This is a genomic window from Pseudomonas sp. GCM10022186 (assembly GCF_042656385.1).
In the GTDB taxonomy this organism is placed as follows: domain Bacteria; phylum Pseudomonadota; class Gammaproteobacteria; order Pseudomonadales; family Pseudomonadaceae; genus Metapseudomonas.
In genome coordinates this window covers 1-15,957 of sequence record NZ_JBHSOU010000077.1, presented here as the reverse complement: position 1 = coordinate 15,957, position 15,957 = coordinate 1, and the positions used below count along the sequence as shown (strand labels likewise).

The following is a 15,957-nucleotide window of genomic DNA, read 5'->3' as shown; positions in this document are numbered from 1 at the left end:
TTGGCGGTCCCGCGCGCCGTTTCGATCAGAGCGGTCCCTGCGCGCAGACGAGCCGGTAGCGTTCGTAGTTCGCGGGCCTTTCCGGCGGAAGGGTGTAGGTGGCCGAGCATTGCTGGCTTGACCACTTGATGACCAGCGTTCCCTGGTCCTCTTCCACCAATGCCAGCGCCCGCCCGCTCGGGTCCGAGATCGCCAGTTGCTTGCCGGTGGCATCCTCCAGCGAGGCGCCGAAGGGAATGCGCTGTTGCTGGGCGTCGAACAGCTCGAACTGGACGCGACGGCCCTTCTTCCCTTCGAACCGTGCCCGCACCACCGAGCCTCGCCGTGGGACGACCTGCTGGGTCGCGTTCTCGATCTCGATGCCGCCGCCCAGGTTGCGGGTGTCCAGGGTGATCCAGTTGGTCCGGTACGGCTGGGCGTTGGGCACCACCGCATAGCCGTTGTAGCCGGTGCTCACGCTGTTGTAGTTGCTGATGCCGACGCCCGGGATATCGGGCACCTCGACCAGCGCGAAGGTCTCGCCCACGGGCTGGCCCAGGTTGATGCCACCGGCATGGGCCACCACCGAGCCTGCCAGGGTGAGGCTCTCGGAGGTATAGCCGCGCCCCTTGCTGTAGCCCAGGCCGACGTCGGCGAAGGAGGTGCGGCTGTGCAGGCTGGCGGAACCGGCACTGCCGCTGTTGTTGTTGTGGCTGCCCTGTACCGAGTACGACGTGTCGCTGTCTTCGGACAGGTAGCCGTTCACGCCTGCCTGGGTGCTGTCGTTGTGTTTCTGGCTGCTGGTGGAGACGTAGGCGCGAGGGGCGCGGGACCACGATCCCAGGGGGAAGGACACCGAGAGGTTGAGCTGGGTATCCCTGTCGCTCGACTGGTGGGACGATCCGAGATTGCGCGTCTGGGACACGCTGAAGTTGTAGGTGACGTCCCTCCAGCTGTTGGAGTAGCCGGCGGACAGGCTCCGCGAGCCGCCCCGGTTCCAGTAGCGCTCATCGCTGGCGTTGATGTAGAGGGTGCCGTAACGGTAGTTGCCCAGGCTCTGGTTGACGGTCAGGTCGGTACGGATCTTCGACCGGCCCCTTGCGTAGCTGACGCCATCGCTCAGTTCCTGCACATGGTCGGAGAGCGTCCGGTAGCCCTCGGTGGAATAGCGGTAGGCCGCCAGGGTGAAGCTCGTGTCCGTGCCGGTGAAGGTCTTGGCGTACAGCGCCCGCAAGCTGTTGCCGGTTGCGGAGAGCCCGCGAACCCGGCTGGACGAGTGGGTCATGTCGACCGAGAAGGCGCCGATGGTGGTGTTCCGCCCGGCGCCGATGGCGACGGCGTTGAAGTCCTGGGTCGCCTGGGCACCGGCGATGCCGGTGAGGTTGCTGCTCACCCCGTAGGTCATGGTGCCGCTGACGAAGTTCGGGGTCTTGAGGCCGTCGGTGTTGCTGTTGAACTGGCCGCCCGACACGCTGTACTTCAGCTGCCCCTCGCGGATCATCGTCGGCAGGCTGGAGAAGGCCTGCCTGGTGACGCGGCGGCGGCCATCCGCCTCGATGACGGCCACCTCCAGGTCGCCGTTTGACCCGGTGGGATAGATGTCGGTGATCTCGAAGGGGCCGGGGGCCACGGTCGTGGAGTAGAGCACGTAGCCGTTCTGGCGAATCTCCACCGTGGCGTTGGTTTCCGCAAAGCCACGGATCACCGGCGCATAGCCCCGTTCGCTGTCGGCCCGCATGCCCTCGTCGGACGCCAGCTTGATACCCCGGTAGCGGACGCTGTCGAACAGGTCGGCGTCGGAGTAGATCTCGCCCAGGGTGAACTGACCCTTCAGCCTGGTCATATCGCGCTGGAGGTAGGTCCGGTTGCTGGTGAACTTGCTCTTGCGGCCAGTACCGGTGCGGTAGTTGGATTCGTTGCGCAGCCGCCAGGCGCCCAGGTTCAAGCCGTTGCGCAGGCCCAGGTTGTTGGCGGTCTGGCGGCCGTAGTCGTCCTTGTTGCGGTTGGCGTTGAGCTGGTAGTTGATGAAGGCGGCGGTGACGCCGTTGTCCCAGAGCGCGGGGTCGACGTAGCCGCGTCGGCCCCGGAGCATGGCTACCTGCGGAACGCTGACGTAGAGGCGCAGGCGCGTCGGCTCGTAGCGCAGGGTGGCCTGGTCGATCAGCGCGGGCAGGTCGTAGCAGGCCTGGGGTGCCTCCGGCCGCAGCTTGCCCTGCTCCACCAGCTTGGCCAGGTCGATGCCCAGCAGTTCGAGCATGTCGTAGTGCAGGCAGGGCTCGACCGCGCCCGTTTGCGGGTTGCGCACGAACTCGATGTCCCGGCGCCCCACCAGCACCTGGTTGCCATAGATGTCGACGCGGTAGACGCCGGGCAGGGTGCTGTTATCGCGCAGCAGCTGTTGCAGGTCCACGGGCGACGGCGCGCCCTTCAGGAAGGAGGTATTGAACGCTTCGGCCTGTGGGTCGCTCGCCTGTGGCGCTACCGGGGCTTCGGCTCCGAGCGCCAGGCTGGGAAGAGCCAGGGAAATGGCTAACGCGAGTTTACTGGGAGGAATGGCAGACAGAGCCGTCCGTCTACCCAGTCCAGTGGAGTGACCAGGCCAAATGCTCATTTCTCAACGCCTGCAAAAAGTCAGGTTCACCTCCGACAGGCATGAAGAGGGCCGGGCAGGGGCGCTCGGCGCCTGCCGGAGATGAACCTTGGGATTGTTATGGTGCTGTTACAGAGCTTGCTCGGACCGCTGTGCCGTGACGCCCTCGGAGTTGCCGGTCGAGAGCCTTGCGGCGTAGGGCACCTGCGCTCCGTAGTCGTTGATGACGGAGAACCTCAGCTCCGGATCGTGCGTGGCGGGCACCTGCTTGACGGTGAAGGACCGTTGTTGCCCGGGCGCGATCATGGTCGAGTCCACCACGGCTTCACCCTTGCCAAGGCGCACGTCGGACATGGAAACGTGATACAGGCTCGGGTTCCTGACCTTGAGCTCGGCCGTGTTGCCGCGGGTTTCCAGGGTCCAGCGCAGCTCTTCCGGCGCCACTCGGGCATCGCCGGCCAGGCCGGCCGGGCGGAAGAACACCTTGATCCGCTGGTTGACCGCCAGTTGCAGGATGTTCTTCCCCGGCACGGCCTGGGGAATTTCCTGCACGTTCAGCCAGACGACCGACTCACGGTCGCTGGGCAGGCCGCTGCCTTCGTAGAGGATGCGCAGCAGTTGTCGTTCGTTCGCCGGTATCCGGGCAAGCGGGGGTGTCACGGCGAGGGGCGGCGGCGTATCCGAGTCGTCTCCACTGTCGAGCCAGGACTGCACCAGTGCGGCTTGTCCGGTATTGCGCACCATGATGCTGGCTTCTTTCTCGGAGCCCTTGAAAACGATACGCGTGGCGCTCAGGGATATTCCGGCGGACACATGGGATGCGAGCACCAGGCTCAGGACGCCCAGGCAGGCGGAGATCTTGCGAAGGGCCATAACTGTTACCACTGGATTGCGTAGAGGAGGCGGGGCCCGGAGGCCCCGCCAGTCATGGAAGCAGGTCGGCTGCTTACTCGTAGTGCAGGATGAACGGCAGGGTGGCGTTACCGTCACCGGGAGTGGCGGTCTTCGGATCGGCGGTGGTCACGTAGGCGGCGGCGAAGGTCAGGGTGGCGTCGCCACCGTTCAGAGTGCTCTCGATCTTGGCCTCAGTGTTCAGGTCGATGATGTTACCGTCGCGGTCCAGGATGGCGATGCCGACGTTCTTGGCGGCGCCGGAGCCTTCCAGCTTCAGGACTTTCTTGCCGTTGACGACGCCGGAACCACCGTTCTTGGCGTCGAACGTCATGGAAACCTTGGTGCCGGCGTTGCAGTTGAGCTTCAGGCTGATGTCGTTGGCCGACAGGCGGCCAGCGGTCGGAGCGGTGTCGGTGCCCATGTCCTTGATGGAAATGTTGCCCATGTCAACCGCGATGGCCTTTTCCTTGCCGGTGCTGCCTTCGACGGAGCAGGCGTCGTTGTTGATCACGCCGGTGAAGCTGATCTGGCCACCACCTGCACGGGTGGCCTGCGGGGCGGGCGGATCCTCGGCGAAGACGGAACCGCTGGCGGCGATGACGGACATGGCCAGGACGGCGAGGGAAAACTTCTTCATGTGAATCTCCATAGATATGAAAAGTGCTGCATCGAAATGCCCGGCAAAGTTAATTTATTGGCGTTTTTCGGCGCTATCGGCCCGCTCTCTCTTCCATGTAAGGGCATGCTTACAAGGTTGTCGCTGTTTTCTTTGATTGAGTTTTCACGGGCTGTCCGGAAGTGCCGAGATAAACGGGCGCCAATGTTTTTGCCGTCCCGGTGCAGCCTTCTCCGGTATCCTGATTTACTTTGTCAGTATGTGTAGGAAGTTTCCTGCGGGTTTGGCGTTGCCCGAGAAGTTTGGTTGGGGGCTTGGATAGTCTGATATGGGACTTGCAACTGGTCAGTCCACTGTTAGTGCGATCGAGCGATATTCATTTGAACTTGGGAAACCAGGTCCTGAGGGCATGGTCATGAGTCACCAGCCTCTGGCTATGACGACTCAAGTTGTCTGGATGGAGCGACGGAGTCGACCGGTGCGGTGGAGTTCGTAGGGTGGATGTCGATTTTTACATCCACCAGCGGAGTCCGGCCGAACCGGGGATGGTGGACCGGTGGAGCGTGGTCCACCCTACGATGTTCCGTAGCCCGGATTTCATCTGGGCTACGTTTCTCGGACCACCGCGGCCCGCACCAACCTACGCACCTGTAGGAGCGAATTCATTCGCGAAAGCGGACCGCAGGTCCGCCCGGTAAGCACCGGGACCAGCTTCGCTGGCCAATCGCGATTGAAATCGCTCCCACGGTATCGAGGCTGGTGGATGTGAAAAGCGACATCCTCCCCTACGGAGTCCGAGTCAGTAGCCCGATACCTATCAGCCCTGTCCGCATGGGTATCGCTCCGCTCCACCCATCCTACAAGTTGGCGGTGAGCCAGGCGTGTCAGTTGAAGGTGACGGTGACGATCTTGCCGTTGTGCGCGACGGCGGTCGTCGTGATGGAGGAGGTATCGACGATGCCGGCGCACAGGTTGCTCCACGGCGGCACGGGGCCGGCCTGTTTCGGACTGGTGCCGTTGTCCCGCCCGGCGTGGCGGTACCATTCCGAAGCGGGCATGTCGCAGGCGCCAACGACGATCGCCCCGGTGAAGTGGATGACGCCGCTGATGCTACCCGACCCATTTGCATGAACACCCGACGAAGCGATAACCAGACCAACCACAGCTGCAATCTTGTTGATTTTCATCTTCCGCTCTCCTTGGTGGCTTACATCGTCTCGGCTGCCTGGCTGTTCATGCCTGCGGGGATCCCGGAGGTGAGCCTTGAGCAAACCGGCGTGACATCAGATTGATATCAAAATGGCATCTTTTTGCAATGCGTTGCCATCATCTGGCCGGCACTTGGAAGGCCCTTTCATAGAGCTTTCTCTCTTGTTTGCTGGGTTTGTAGGAAGCTTCCTTTCAATTCGGTGAATAGCTTCGTTATCACTCGGAAAATTCCCGTTAGTCGCGAGCGATTCGTACGCAGCTTTCTGTAAGTAAATAGCGAATTTTCTTCAGCGTTGAACTGATGATTCCTAAAAGATGTAGGAATAATCCCAGTTCAGATAATGGCGAAATAATGGCTCTTTTCGGGGCGTAACCACAGTTCGCAGGATGGGGCGGGCGGCGTTCCGCGAGCGGAGCGAAACCCATGCTGTCGGCTCGAGCGTCCGAGCCGCCGGCGGGCGCGCAAAAAAAGCCCCCGCCGGGGCCGACATCCCGACGGGGGCGAGGGTGGTCCTCGAGGGGACCTCAGTGTGTGCGGTCGTACCAGGCGCGAAGGAGCGTCGCGGCTAGGCCGTAGAGCGTCAGCAGGATGGCGAAGCCGAGGCACGGGGACATGGCTTCGCCTCCCTTGGGTTTACTCGGCGCCTACCTGGCGCAGCTTGGTGGCCGGGGTGTCGCCGAGGTTGTTGAGCACGCGCTCGCTGTACCAGTCGAGGAAGTTGATCACGCCGAACTCGTAGGTCTTGGAGTAGGGCCCCGGCTGGTAGGCGGTGGAGTTGATGCCGCGCTGGTTCTCTTCGGCCAGGCGACGGTCCTGGTCGTTGGTGGCATCCCAGACCTCGCGCAGGCGGGCGACGTCGTAGTCCTCGCCTTCCACGGCGTCCTTGTGCACCAGCCACTTGGTGGTGACCATGGTTTCCTGGGCGCTGATGGGCCACACGGTGAAGACGATCATGTGGTCGCCCATGCAGTGGTTCCAGGCGTGGGGCAGGTGAAGGATGCGCATGGAGCCCAGGTCCGGGTTCTTGATGCGGCCCATGAGTTTCTTGCAGCCCTGCTTGCCGTCCATGGTCATGGAGACGGTGCCGTCGAGCAGCGGCATGCGCACGATGCGGTTGCGCAGGCCGAAGCTGGCGTGGGCGTAGGGAATCTTCTCTTCGTCCCAGGCCTTGGTGCAGGCGGCGACCTGGTCCTTGAACGCCTGGCTGGCGCGCGGGTCGGTGACGTCGTCCCATTCCAGCAGGGTTTTCAGCAGTTCCGGGTGCGAACCATTGCAGTGGTAGCACTCGCGGTTGTTCTCGATCACCAGCTTCCAGTTGGCCTTTTCCATCAAGGTGGTCTGCACGGCCACCTTGGTGTTCTCCATGTCGTACGGCTCCATGTAATGGGCCAGGGTGGCGAGGAAGTCGTCGATGGCCGGCGGGTTTTCCGACAGGTTGACGAAGATGTAGCCGCCAGCGCTCTTCACGTGCACGGGCTTGAGGTTGTAGTCCTTGAGGTCGAAATCGGCGCCCATTTCGGTGCCGGCGAACAGCAGGCGGCCGTCCAGTTCGTAGGTCCACTGGTGGTAGGGGCAGACCAGCTTGGCGACCTTGCCCTTGTCGCTGACGCACAGGCGCGAGCCACGGTGGCGGCAGACGTTGTGGAAGGCATGGATCTGGCCTTCGGCGCCACGGATGACGATGATCGGGTTGTCGCCGACCTGCAGGGTCAGGTAGTTGCCCTTGGCGGGGATCTCGCAGGTCATGCCGGCGATCAGCCACTCCTTGTGGAAGATCTCCTGCATGTCGATCTGGAACAGGCGCTCGTCGCTATAGAACGGCTGCGGCAGGGAGAAGCTGTGGTCGCGCTCGCGGAGCATTTCGGCCGTGGCCTTGCGTGCGGGTTGAAGCGGATCGCCCAGGCTCAGGGTGGAAGTGACGTCCATCGGTAACTCCTCAATGGCTGGTCGCATTCGCGACCGCCGCAAAAAGTGGCTGTTTCGGTTGTCACGCAAGGCGGCGTGACCTGCCCTCGTTTCTTGCCTGCCGAATGGCTGCCCGGTTGCGGGGGCGAGGGTGGCTCGCTCGAAAACCTTGTGGTTCGGCTGGGATTCAGTGTGCTGGCGCGGGGAGGTACGACCTTATCTGCGGGCGACATGGGGGCATCCGTTTCCGACGGGGGAGGCCCGGTGGTTGCTGGCAGGTCGCGATAAGCATGTGAATGTCGCAGACAGGTAAATGGGCTGTTTTTGCGTTATTCACAATCCATCGCAATAGGCCGATTTCCGGCCGCGCGGAGCAGCGTCCATGACCAATAACTTCCTCAATCCCATCACGACCCAGACCTGGACCAACGGCCGGCACATGGTTCGCTGCGTCAAGGCGATCCAGGAAACCTGGGATGTGCGCACCTTCTGTTTCATGGCCGACCAGCCGATGGTGTTCTTCTTCAAGCCGGGGCAATTCGTGACCCTGGAACTGGAGATCGACGGCCAGCCGATCATGCGCTCCTACACCATTTCCAGCTCGCCCTCGGTGCCCTACAGCTTCTCCCTGACCATCAAGCGCGTGCCGGGCGGCAAGGTCTCCAACTGGCTGCACGACAACCTCAAGGAGGGTGACGTGTTGCCGGTGCACGGCCCTGTGGGGCGGTTCAACGCCATCGACTTCCCGGCGGACAAGGTCCTGTTCCTTTCCGGCGGCGTCGGCATCACCCCGGTGATGTCCATGGCGCGCTGGTTCTTCGATACCAACGGCGCGGTTGACATGATTTTCGTGCACAGCGCGCGCACGCCGAAGGACATCATCTACCACCGCGAGCTGCGCCACATGGCCTCGCGCATCGAGAACTTCAAGCTGCACCTGATCTGCGAGAAGTACGAGATCGGCGAGACCTGGTCCGGCTATCGCGGCTACCTGAGCCGGGCGATGCTCGACCTGATCGCCGGCGACTTCATGGAGCGCGAGATCTTCTGCTGCGGCCCGACGCCCTACATGTCGGCGGTCAAGCGTCTGCTGGAAGCTGCAGGCTTCGACATGGAGCGATACCACGAAGAGGCCTTCGGCCCGACCCCGCCGGAAATCCGCGAAGAGGTGAGGGAACATGCCGCCGAAGCGGCCGAGGCGGCCGCCGAAGTGCCGGCCGGCGCCATGAACCTGGTGGAGTTCACCAGCACCGGCAAGAGCATCCACATCGCCCCCGGCGAGACCGTGCACGCGGCTGCCGCCAAGGTCGGCCTGCATATTCCCAAGGCCTGCGGCATGGGCATCTGCGGCACCTGCAAGGTGATGAAGACCTCCGGCGACGTGGAGATGGAGCATAACGGCGGCATCACCGACGAAGATGTGGCCGAGGGTTACATCCTGTCCTGCTGCAGCGTCCCCAAAGGCGACGTATCCATCGACTATTGATGGTTTTCTGAGCACCTCCCGCCAGCTCGCGCCCGCCGCGGGCTGGCGCCATCTGTCCACAGCTTGTGGACCCTGCCTTGCACAGTTGCTGTGTGCAACTCGCTGAAATCGCTGGAAAAATCACCAATCCTCGGCAGCCCTTGCAGGGCCTGGGCAAGCACCAGGGACGAACAGCTTTTCCACAAGCTGGTCCACTGTTGGTGGGGGCAACCCACTATGCTTGACCAGGTTGTCCTCCCGCCGGCACTGCCAGCGCCGGTTCCTTGCGTCCTGCCAGAGGGGTCCATGCGATGAAACTCTTCTATTCCCCCGGGGCCTGTTCCCTCGCCATCCACATCGTCCTGCGCGAGATCGGCCAGCCTTTCAGCCTCGAGAAGGTCGAACTGGGCGACCACAAGACCACCAGCGGTGACGACTACTACCGCTTCAACCCCAAGGGCTACGTGCCCCTGCTGGAGCTGGACAACGGCCAGTCGCTGACCGAAGGGCCGGTGATCTGCCAGTACCTGTGCGACCAGGCCGGCCGCACCGACCTGATGCCCGCCGCCGGCTCGCTGCTGCGCTACCGGGTGATGGAATGGCAGTCCTTCATCACCAGCGAGCTGCACAAGAGTTTCGGCGCCCTGTTCAACCCGATGCTGGACGACAAGGCCAAGGAGATCTTTTCAGGCATGGCCCACCGCCGCCTGCAGTGGACTTCCGAGCAACTGCGCGGTCGCCAGTACCTGACCGGCGACGACTTCACCGCGGCGGATGCCTACCTCTTCACCGTGGCCAACTGGGCGGGATTCCTGAACATGGATATCTCCGATTGCCTGGATCTCCAGGAATTCCAGAGCCGCGTGGCGGCCCGTCCGGCCGTGCAGGAGGCGTTGAAGGCGGAGGGGTTGGCGTAGGGGCGATTTCAATCGCCGCGGGCGGCGATACCGCATTCCCTGAGTGCGAGGGCTTTTCATTGTGGGGGCGAATTCATTCGCCAAGGGCAGCGCAGCTGCCCCCTGGAGGCTCCATTGGGCAGGCCTTCGGCCTGCTTGGCGAATGAATTCGCCCCTACAGGAACATTGCCCCGGCGTCCGGCTCAATCCTCCTCCTGCACTGCCTTGTAGGCCCCGGCCAGCTTCTGCTGTACATCCTGCGGCGCGGCGGCGTAATGGCTGAGGACCATGCTGAAGGCGCCATGGCCCTGGGTGATGGCCTTGAGGCGGCCGGCATAGCCATCCAGTTCGGCAAGGGGAACCTGGCCGTAGACCAGGGCCAGCCCCTGGGACAGGGACTCGGTGCCCGTCACCTGGCCGCGGCGGCCGATCAGGTCGGTGGTGATATCGCCCAGGTTGTTCTCCGGCGCAGTCACCTCGACTGAGACTATGGGTTCCAGCACGACTTCGCCGGCGCTGCGCAGGGCGTCGAGCATCGCCTTGCGCCCGGCGGCCTGGAAGGCGATGTCCTTGGAGTCCACCGGATGGTGCTTGCCATCGTGGACCGTGACCTTGACGTCCTCCACCGGCAATCCGGCCAGGGGCCCGCAGGCCAGCACCGAGCGCACGCCCTTTTCCACCGAGGGAATGAACTGGGAGGGGATCACGCCGCCCTTCACCTCGTCGGCGAAGGCGAAGCCGTGCCCCCGGGGCAGGGGTTCGATGCGCAGGAATACCTCGCCGAACTGGCCGGCGCCGCCGGTCTGCTTCTTGTGCCTGCTGTGCCCCTCGGCGGGGCGGACGAGGGTCTCGCGATAGGGCACCTTGGGCGGGCGGGTCTCCACCTCCAGCTTGTAGGTGCCGGTGATGCGGTCCAGCAGGTAGCGCAGGTGCAACTCGCCCATGCCGCGCAGGACGGTCTCCTGGGTCGAGGCCTGGTAGTCCAGTTTCACGCAGGGGTCTTCGGCCTGCAGCCGGTTCAGCACCTCCGCGATGCGCTGCTCGTCGCCCCGGCGCTTGGCCTCGATGGCCAGGCCCTGCATGGGCGCGGGGAAATCCAGGGGCTTGAGGTGGATCTGGTCTTCGTCATGGGAGTCGTGCAGCACCGAGTCGAACTCCACCTCGTCCACCTTGGTCAGGGCGCCGAAGTCGCCGGGGATCAACCGGCTCACCTCCTCATGACGCTTGCCCTGCAGGCGCAGCAGGTGGCCGAGCTTGAACGGCTTGCGGCCGTCGCCGACGAACAGCTGCATGTCTCGGACCAGGGTGCCCTGGTGCACGCGGAAGATGCCGAGCTTGCCCACGAAAGGGTCGATCACCACCTTGAACACATGGGCCAGCACGTGCTGCTCCGGGTCCGGCCTGGAGCGGAAGGCCTTGGCGTCCGCATCCTCGCCCTTGAGGAACAGCGGCGGATTGCCTTCGGTCGGGTTGGGCGCCAGCCGCGCGAGGATATCCAGCAGTTCGTCGACCCCTGCACCGGTGCGCGCGGAGGTGAAACAGAGGGGGATCAGGTGCCCTTCGCGCAGTGCCCGCTCGAAGGGCTCGTGCAATTCCGCCGGGGCGATCTCGCCCTGCTCCAGATAGCGCGCCATCAGCTCCTCGTCCACCTCCACCACCTGGTCCACCAGGGCCTGGTGGGCATCGGCCACCGAGGAGAAGTCGGCCTCGCCATCAGGGGCGAAGAAACAGTCGACCACGCGGCTGGCATTGTCCGCCGGCAGGTTCAGCGGCAGCACTTCCTTGCCGAAGGCCTCCCGCAGGTTGGCCAGCAGGGCGGGGAGGTCCACCCGCTCGGCGTCGATCTTGTTCACCACCAGCATGCGGCACAGGCCGCGCTCGGCCGCCAGGTTCATCATGCGGCGGGTGTTGAGCTCGATGCCGTTCTGCGCGTTGACCACCACCAGCGCGGTTTCCACCGCCGCCAGGGCTGCGATGGACTGGCCGATGAAGTCCGGGTAGCCGGGGGTGTCGATCAGGTTCAGCTCGGCGCCGGCGTGGCTGCAGTGGGCCAGGGCGGAGGCGAGGGAGTGGTGGTACTCGCGCTCCAGCGGGTCGAAGTCGCACACCGTGTCGCCGCGTTCCAGGCTGCCGGCACTGGGGATGGCGCCGCTGCGGTGCAGCAGGGCTTCGGTCAGGCTGGTCTTGCCGCTGTCGCCCTGGCCGACCAGGGCGATCGTTCGAATGGATTCCACCGAGTAGTTCGCCATGAGCACCTCCGCGCACTGGGGTGTTTCCAGTATAGGCAGGCACCCCGTACCTGCCCCGGAACCGCCGAGATTGCTGCAACTCGTTGATATCGTTCGAAAAATGAACAAGTCCAGGCAGGCCGCGCCAGTCCTGGCGCGGAAACGGGTCTGTACAGCTTGTCCACAGAAGGTTCCACCGGCTTTGTGAGTAAAGGTGCACTTTTCCACCGCCTTCCGGCTGTTTCAGGCAATGGCAGGCGACAAAAAGCGGGTTGATCGGCAAATGAGCGGGGCTCTGTACAGGGCGTGGTTATTGGCCTAGGGCAGTTTACCAACGTCTTATGCACAGGGATGTGAACGGATTTTGTGCGCAAGTTTTCGGCGAGAGGGGCCTCTTCTGCATGAAGTTTGCTGAAAGCCAGGAACGGCGCGGTTTTCGTTGTACAGGGCGCTTCACAGCTTTTCCACAGACTTATCCACTTTTATTGGGGGTAAGAGACCCTCCGTTGATAGGTGATCAAAAAACAAGCAGAAGGGTGTATCGCAGGTGAGACAAGGGCTTCAGCGACTTTTCCACAGCTTGTGTACCTTTCGCTGCACAGCTTCTGTGAGAAAGAAGGCCAAGTCCTTGAAATCGATCAGGAAATATCCAATGGGCGGAAAGCCGCGGCAGGCGTGGGCCGCAGCCTGGGCTCTACAGATTGTCCACAGCTTGGTCCACGGAAATCGGGGGTAAGGCGGCAAATTGGGGGAAACCCTGTAGGGGCGAATTCATTCGCCAAGCAGGCCGAAGGTCTGCCCTGTCGAGTCCTGCAGGGCTGCTGCGCAGCCCATGGCGATTGAAATCGCCCCTACAGGGAAGAGGAGTTGGCTCTATGCCCCCATCGCCGCGCGGATATCCGCGGCCAGCTCGCGCACGCGGTCCATCTCGGTGTCCCAGGAGCACATGAAGCGGGCGCCGCCGGCGCCGATGAAGGTGTAGAAGCGCCAGCCCTTGTCGCGCAGGTGTTCCAGAGCCGGCTCGGACATCTGCAGGAACACGCCGTTGGCTTCCACCGGGAACATCAGGCTGATGCCGGGGACGTCGGCCACCAGCTCGGCCAGCAGTTGTGCACAGGCGTTGGCGTGGTTGCCGTAGTGCAGCCAGGCGCCATCCTGCAGCAGGCCGACCCAGGGGGCGGCGAGAAAGCGCATTTTCGACGCCAGTTGGCCAGCCTGTTTGCAGCGGTAGTCGAAATCTTCGGCCAGGTCGCGGTTGAAGAAGAGGATGGCCTCGCCCACCGCCATGCCGTTCTTGGTGCCGCCGAAGCAGAGCACATCCACCCCGGCCTTCCAGGTCAGGTCGGCCGGCGAGCAGCCGAGGAAGGCGCAGGCGTTGGCGAACCGCGCGCCGTCCATGTGCAGGTTCAGGCCCAGCTCCTTGCACACCTGGCTGATGGCGCGGATTTCCTCGGGGCGGTAGACGGTGCCCACTTCCGTGGCCTGGGTGAGGGTGACCACGCGGGGTTTGGGGTAGTGGATATCCTGGCGCTTCAAGGCGATTTCGCGGATCGCCTCGGGGGTCAGCTTGCCGTCGGCGGTTTTCGCCAGCAGCAGCTTGGAACCGTTGGAGAAGAACTCCGGCGCGCCGCATTCGTCGGTCTCGACGTGGGCGGTCTCGGAGCAGATCACGCTGTGGTAGCTCTGGCACAGCGAAGCCAGGGCCAGGGAGTTGGCGGCGGTGCCGTTGAAGGCGAAGAAGACCTCGCAGTCGGTCTCGAACAACTGACGGAAGTGGTCGGCGGCGCGGGCCGTCCACTGGTCCTCGCCGTAGGCTCGCTCATGGCCGCGATTGGCCTCGGCCATCGCGGCCCAGGCTTCCGGGCAGATGCCGGAGTAGTTGTCGCTGGCGAATTGCTGGGTCTGGTCGGTCATGTCCTGGTCCTTTTGTCCGTTCGCCTGCAGGCACAGGCGTATGGGGCCTAACTTTACGCCAGGTTGCAGTCTCGGGATTCGCTCATGGCGACATCCTTTTCTGCCAGCGGCGCGTGATCAGAGAAAGGGAACTCCACCTGGAGCGGCTGCCTCAGAACTCAAGAGCGCGCCTTTCCCGAAGGAGGAAACGACATGCGTTACCCGACCCTCATTGCACTACTCGCTCCCCTGCTGATCGGCCTGCCGGCCGTTGCCGCGCAGTGGCCCAGCGGCGAGCGCGAGCACTTCATCCAGGAGTGCAAGAGCAGCGCACAGGCCAGTATCTCCGCGGACAAGCTGCAGCGTTACTGCAGCTGCGCTGCGGACAAGGTCAGCACCGAGTTCAGCACCTCCGAGCTGGAAGAGCTGAAGACCCAGAAGACCCCGCTACCCGAGCAGACCCACCAGCGCCTGCTGAAGGTTTCCCAGTCCTGCCTGAGTCAGCTGAACGGCTGATCGTTTCTTGATCAGATGGCGGCGGCCCAGGCACCACAAGGGCTGCGCGGCCGACCCCACAGTTTGTCCACAGGACGGTCCACGCATTGTGGGGATAGGCATCACCCGGCGGGATACCAGGCCCGCACGCGCTCGCGGAAATCCGCGGGGAAGGCGCGGGCCTTGCGTGCCTGCGTATCGAGGTGCACGCCCACCAGGGTGGTGACAGCGGCTATCTCGCCGGTTTCGTCGTTGCGCATTTCGTGGCGGAAACGGACGGACTTGTCCTTTACCTCCAGCACCCGGGAGTGGACGGACACCACGTCGCCGGCGTGCAGTTCGCGGCGGTACTCGATCTGCTGTTCCACCGCCGCCATGCCGGCGTTTTCCTCCCGCAGCCGCGACGGGGCAAGGCCCAGCAGGGTGAAGAGCTGCCAGGTCGCTTCGTCGAACTTGCCGACGTACCACATCACGTTCATATGGCCCATGTGATCGCAATGCCAGGGATAGACGGCGCCGCGGTAGGTCAGGGTGTCGCTCATGTCAGGCTGCCTCGTGTCGGGTGCAGAACACCGGCATCCGCGCTGGATGGGGATTCCTTCGCGTTCATGACTGCTCGAAAACGCCGGGTTCCAGGCTGGTCAATATTTGAACAAAATCCTTTATATCAGTGGCGAACGCCAGGTGCGGCGCGGGTTACAAAATTTAATCGCGCGTTTAATTGTTTGTTCGTTTTTTGATCGGTTCGTGCGAAGACGCCCGTTGCCTGGGCCCTGGACGGGCGCCCACACCTTATCCACAAGCCGTTGCACAGATTCCGGGGACAGCCCATTCGGCAAGCCTCTGAAATGGCTCAGAAAATGACCATTCGAGCGGAGGCGGCGGCTGGCCTGGGGCCGGGCAGGGGCTCTACAGCTTATCCACAGCTTGATCCCCGTTTTCTGTGGGCGAGGGCGGTGGGCAGGTGCATTTTCGGGTCGGATACGGACAGATTTTCCGGGGGCCGGATCGGGAGAATCACCAATAGGGCAGGCCTGCCGGCCTGCATGGCGAATGAGTTCGCCCCCACAAATCCTTCCCACATTGATTCCCGTCGAGGAACCGGCATGGCTATCAGCGTGTTCGACCTGTTCAAGATCGGTATCGGCCCCTCCAGCTCGCATACCGTGGGCCCCATGCGCGCGGCGGCGCTGTTCGCCGCGGCGCTGCGCGAGCGCGGCCTGCTGGCGCAGGTGACACGCGTCGAGGTGCGCCTGTACGGCTCGCTGTCGGCCACCGGCGTCGGCCACGGCACCGACCGCGCGACGCTGATGGGGCTGATGGGCGAATGGCCGGACCGCATCGACCCGAAGCAGATCGCCCCGCGCGTCAAAGCGCTGCAGGCGTCCCGCGAGCTGTTGCTGGACGGCACGCAGCCGGTGGCCTTCGACTGGGCGCGCGACCTGCTGCTGCTGGAGGAGAACCTGCCCTACCACCCCAACGCCATGACCCTGATCGTCTTCGGCGAGGCGGGCGAACTGCACCGCGACACCTACTACTCCATCGGTGGCGGCTTCGTGGTCGACGAGGCGCAGGCGAAAGCCGGCCAGCTGGACCAGGACGCCACCGCACTGCCCTACGATTTTTCCAGCGCCGAGGAGCTGCTGCAGCTCTGCCGGCAGCACCAGCTGCGGGTCTCCGAACTGATGCTGGCCAACGAAAAGGCCTGGCGCAGCGAGGCGGAGATCCGCGCCGGGCTGCTGAAACTCTGGGACGCCATGCAGGAATGCGTGAGCAACGGCCTGGG

Annotated in this window: 12 protein-coding genes; 4 read left to right on the top strand and 8 right to left on the bottom strand. The window is 63.7% G+C overall.

All coding sequences use genetic code 11. From position 1 onward, the window contains the following. Positions 1–25 precede the first annotated feature (25 nt). From ACFPU0_RS28555 to gbcA, 5 genes are all read right to left on the bottom strand, one after another. Positions 26–2,590 carry a fimbria/pilus outer membrane usher protein gene (locus ACFPU0_RS28555; RefSeq protein ID WP_377696668.1) on the bottom strand — a complete coding sequence of 855 codons (2,565 nt, stop codon included), beginning with the start codon at positions 2,588–2,590 and terminating at the stop codon, positions 26–28. 108 nt (positions 2,591–2,698) lie between these two features. Continuing rightward, a complete protein-coding gene (locus tag ACFPU0_RS28550; RefSeq protein WP_377696667.1) occupies positions 2,699–3,442 on the bottom strand; it encodes a molecular chaperone in 744 nt (247 codons plus the stop codon). 73 nt (positions 3,443–3,515) lie between these two features. Further along, a complete protein-coding gene (locus tag ACFPU0_RS28545) occupies positions 3,516–4,100 on the bottom strand; it encodes a fimbrial protein (RefSeq protein ID WP_377696666.1) in 585 nt (194 codons plus the stop codon). An 863-nt stretch (positions 4,101–4,963) separates the two neighbouring features. Further along, on the bottom strand, positions 4,964–5,266 hold the full coding sequence (locus tag ACFPU0_RS28540) for a hypothetical protein (RefSeq protein WP_377696665.1): 303 nt from the start codon (positions 5,264–5,266) through the stop codon (positions 4,964–4,966). 656 nt (positions 5,267–5,922) lie between these two features. Next, a complete protein-coding gene (gene gbcA / locus ACFPU0_RS28535; protein ID WP_377696664.1) occupies positions 5,923–7,215 on the bottom strand; it encodes a glycine-betaine demethylase subunit GbcA in 1,293 nt (430 codons plus the stop codon). A 361-nt stretch (positions 7,216–7,576) separates the two neighbouring features. Between gbcA and gbcB the strand changes: the two genes are divergently transcribed. Together gbcB and gstA are read left to right on the top strand one after the other, a co-directional pair. Next, positions 7,577–8,680: a glycine-betaine demethylase subunit GbcB gene (gbcB, locus tag ACFPU0_RS28530; protein WP_377696663.1), complete on the top strand. Its 1,104-nt coding sequence runs from the start codon at positions 7,577–7,579 to the stop codon at positions 8,678–8,680. A gap of 290 nt (positions 8,681–8,970) precedes the next feature. Continuing rightward, positions 8,971–9,576, top strand: coding sequence for a glutathione transferase GstA (gene gstA, locus ACFPU0_RS28525; RefSeq protein WP_377696662.1), 606 nt, complete (start codon positions 8,971–8,973; stop codon positions 9,574–9,576). A gap of 182 nt (positions 9,577–9,758) precedes the next feature. Here the strand turns inward: gstA and fusA are convergent, their stop codons facing one another. Both fusA and ACFPU0_RS28515 read right to left on the bottom strand, forming a co-directional pair. Beyond that, positions 9,759–11,804 carry an elongation factor G gene (gene fusA / locus ACFPU0_RS28520; protein ID WP_377696661.1) on the bottom strand — a complete coding sequence of 682 codons (2,046 nt, stop codon included), beginning with the start codon at positions 11,802–11,804 and terminating at the stop codon, positions 9,759–9,761. Positions 11,805–12,656: 852 nt separating this feature from the next. Next, positions 12,657–13,697, bottom strand: coding sequence for a low specificity L-threonine aldolase (locus ACFPU0_RS28515; RefSeq protein WP_377696660.1), 1,041 nt, complete (start codon positions 13,695–13,697; stop codon positions 12,657–12,659). Positions 13,698–13,889: 192 nt separating this feature from the next. Here ACFPU0_RS28515 and ACFPU0_RS28510 point away from each other — a divergent pair, with 192 nt between their 5' ends. Then, complete coding sequence (locus tag ACFPU0_RS28510) at positions 13,890–14,192, top strand: hypothetical protein (RefSeq protein ID WP_377696659.1); 303 nt, start codon at positions 13,890–13,892, stop codon at positions 14,190–14,192. Positions 14,193–14,293: 101 nt separating this feature from the next. Here ACFPU0_RS28510 and ACFPU0_RS28505 read toward each other — a convergent pair whose 3' ends face one another. Then, on the bottom strand, positions 14,294–14,713 hold the full coding sequence (locus ACFPU0_RS28505) for an acyl-CoA thioesterase (RefSeq protein ID WP_377696658.1): 420 nt from the start codon (positions 14,711–14,713) through the stop codon (positions 14,294–14,296). 564 nt (positions 14,714–15,277) lie between these two features. On the opposite strand from ACFPU0_RS28505, the gene ACFPU0_RS28500 reads away from it, so the two are divergent. After that, on the top strand, positions 15,278–15,957 hold a 680-nt coding region (locus ACFPU0_RS28500; protein WP_377691803.1), incomplete at its 3' end, for a serine dehydratase beta chain.

What these genes read in the sequence shown, in the direction of transcription:
- ACFPU0_RS28555 (WP_377696668.1), bottom strand. Translation starts at nt 2,590, where the DNA reads ATGAGCATTTGGCCTGGTCACTCCACTGGACTGGGTAGACGGACGGCT.
- ACFPU0_RS28550 (WP_377696667.1), bottom strand. Translation starts at nt 3,442, where the DNA reads ATGGCCCTTCGCAAGATCTCCGCCTGCCTGGGCGTCCTGAGCCTGGTG.
- ACFPU0_RS28545 (WP_377696666.1), bottom strand. Translation starts at nt 4,100, where the DNA reads ATGAAGAAGTTTTCCCTCGCCGTCCTGGCCATGTCCGTCATCGCCGCC.
- ACFPU0_RS28540 (WP_377696665.1), bottom strand. Translation starts at nt 5,266, where the DNA reads ATGAAAATCAACAAGATTGCAGCTGTGGTTGGTCTGGTTATCGCTTCG.
- gbcA (WP_377696664.1), bottom strand. Translation starts at nt 7,215, where the DNA reads ATGGACGTCACTTCCACCCTGAGCCTGGGCGATCCGCTTCAACCCGCA.
- gbcB (WP_377696663.1), top strand. Translation starts at nt 7,577, where the DNA reads ATGACCAATAACTTCCTCAATCCCATCACGACCCAGACCTGGACCAAC.
- gstA (WP_377696662.1), top strand. Translation starts at nt 8,971, where the DNA reads ATGAAACTCTTCTATTCCCCCGGGGCCTGTTCCCTCGCCATCCACATC.
- fusA (WP_377696661.1), bottom strand. Translation starts at nt 11,804, where the DNA reads ATGGCGAACTACTCGGTGGAATCCATTCGAACGATCGCCCTGGTCGGC.
- ACFPU0_RS28515 (WP_377696660.1), bottom strand. Translation starts at nt 13,697, where the DNA reads ATGACCGACCAGACCCAGCAATTCGCCAGCGACAACTACTCCGGCATC.
- ACFPU0_RS28510 (WP_377696659.1), top strand. Translation starts at nt 13,890, where the DNA reads ATGCGTTACCCGACCCTCATTGCACTACTCGCTCCCCTGCTGATCGGC.
- ACFPU0_RS28505 (WP_377696658.1), bottom strand. Translation starts at nt 14,713, where the DNA reads ATGAGCGACACCCTGACCTACCGCGGCGCCGTCTATCCCTGGCATTGC.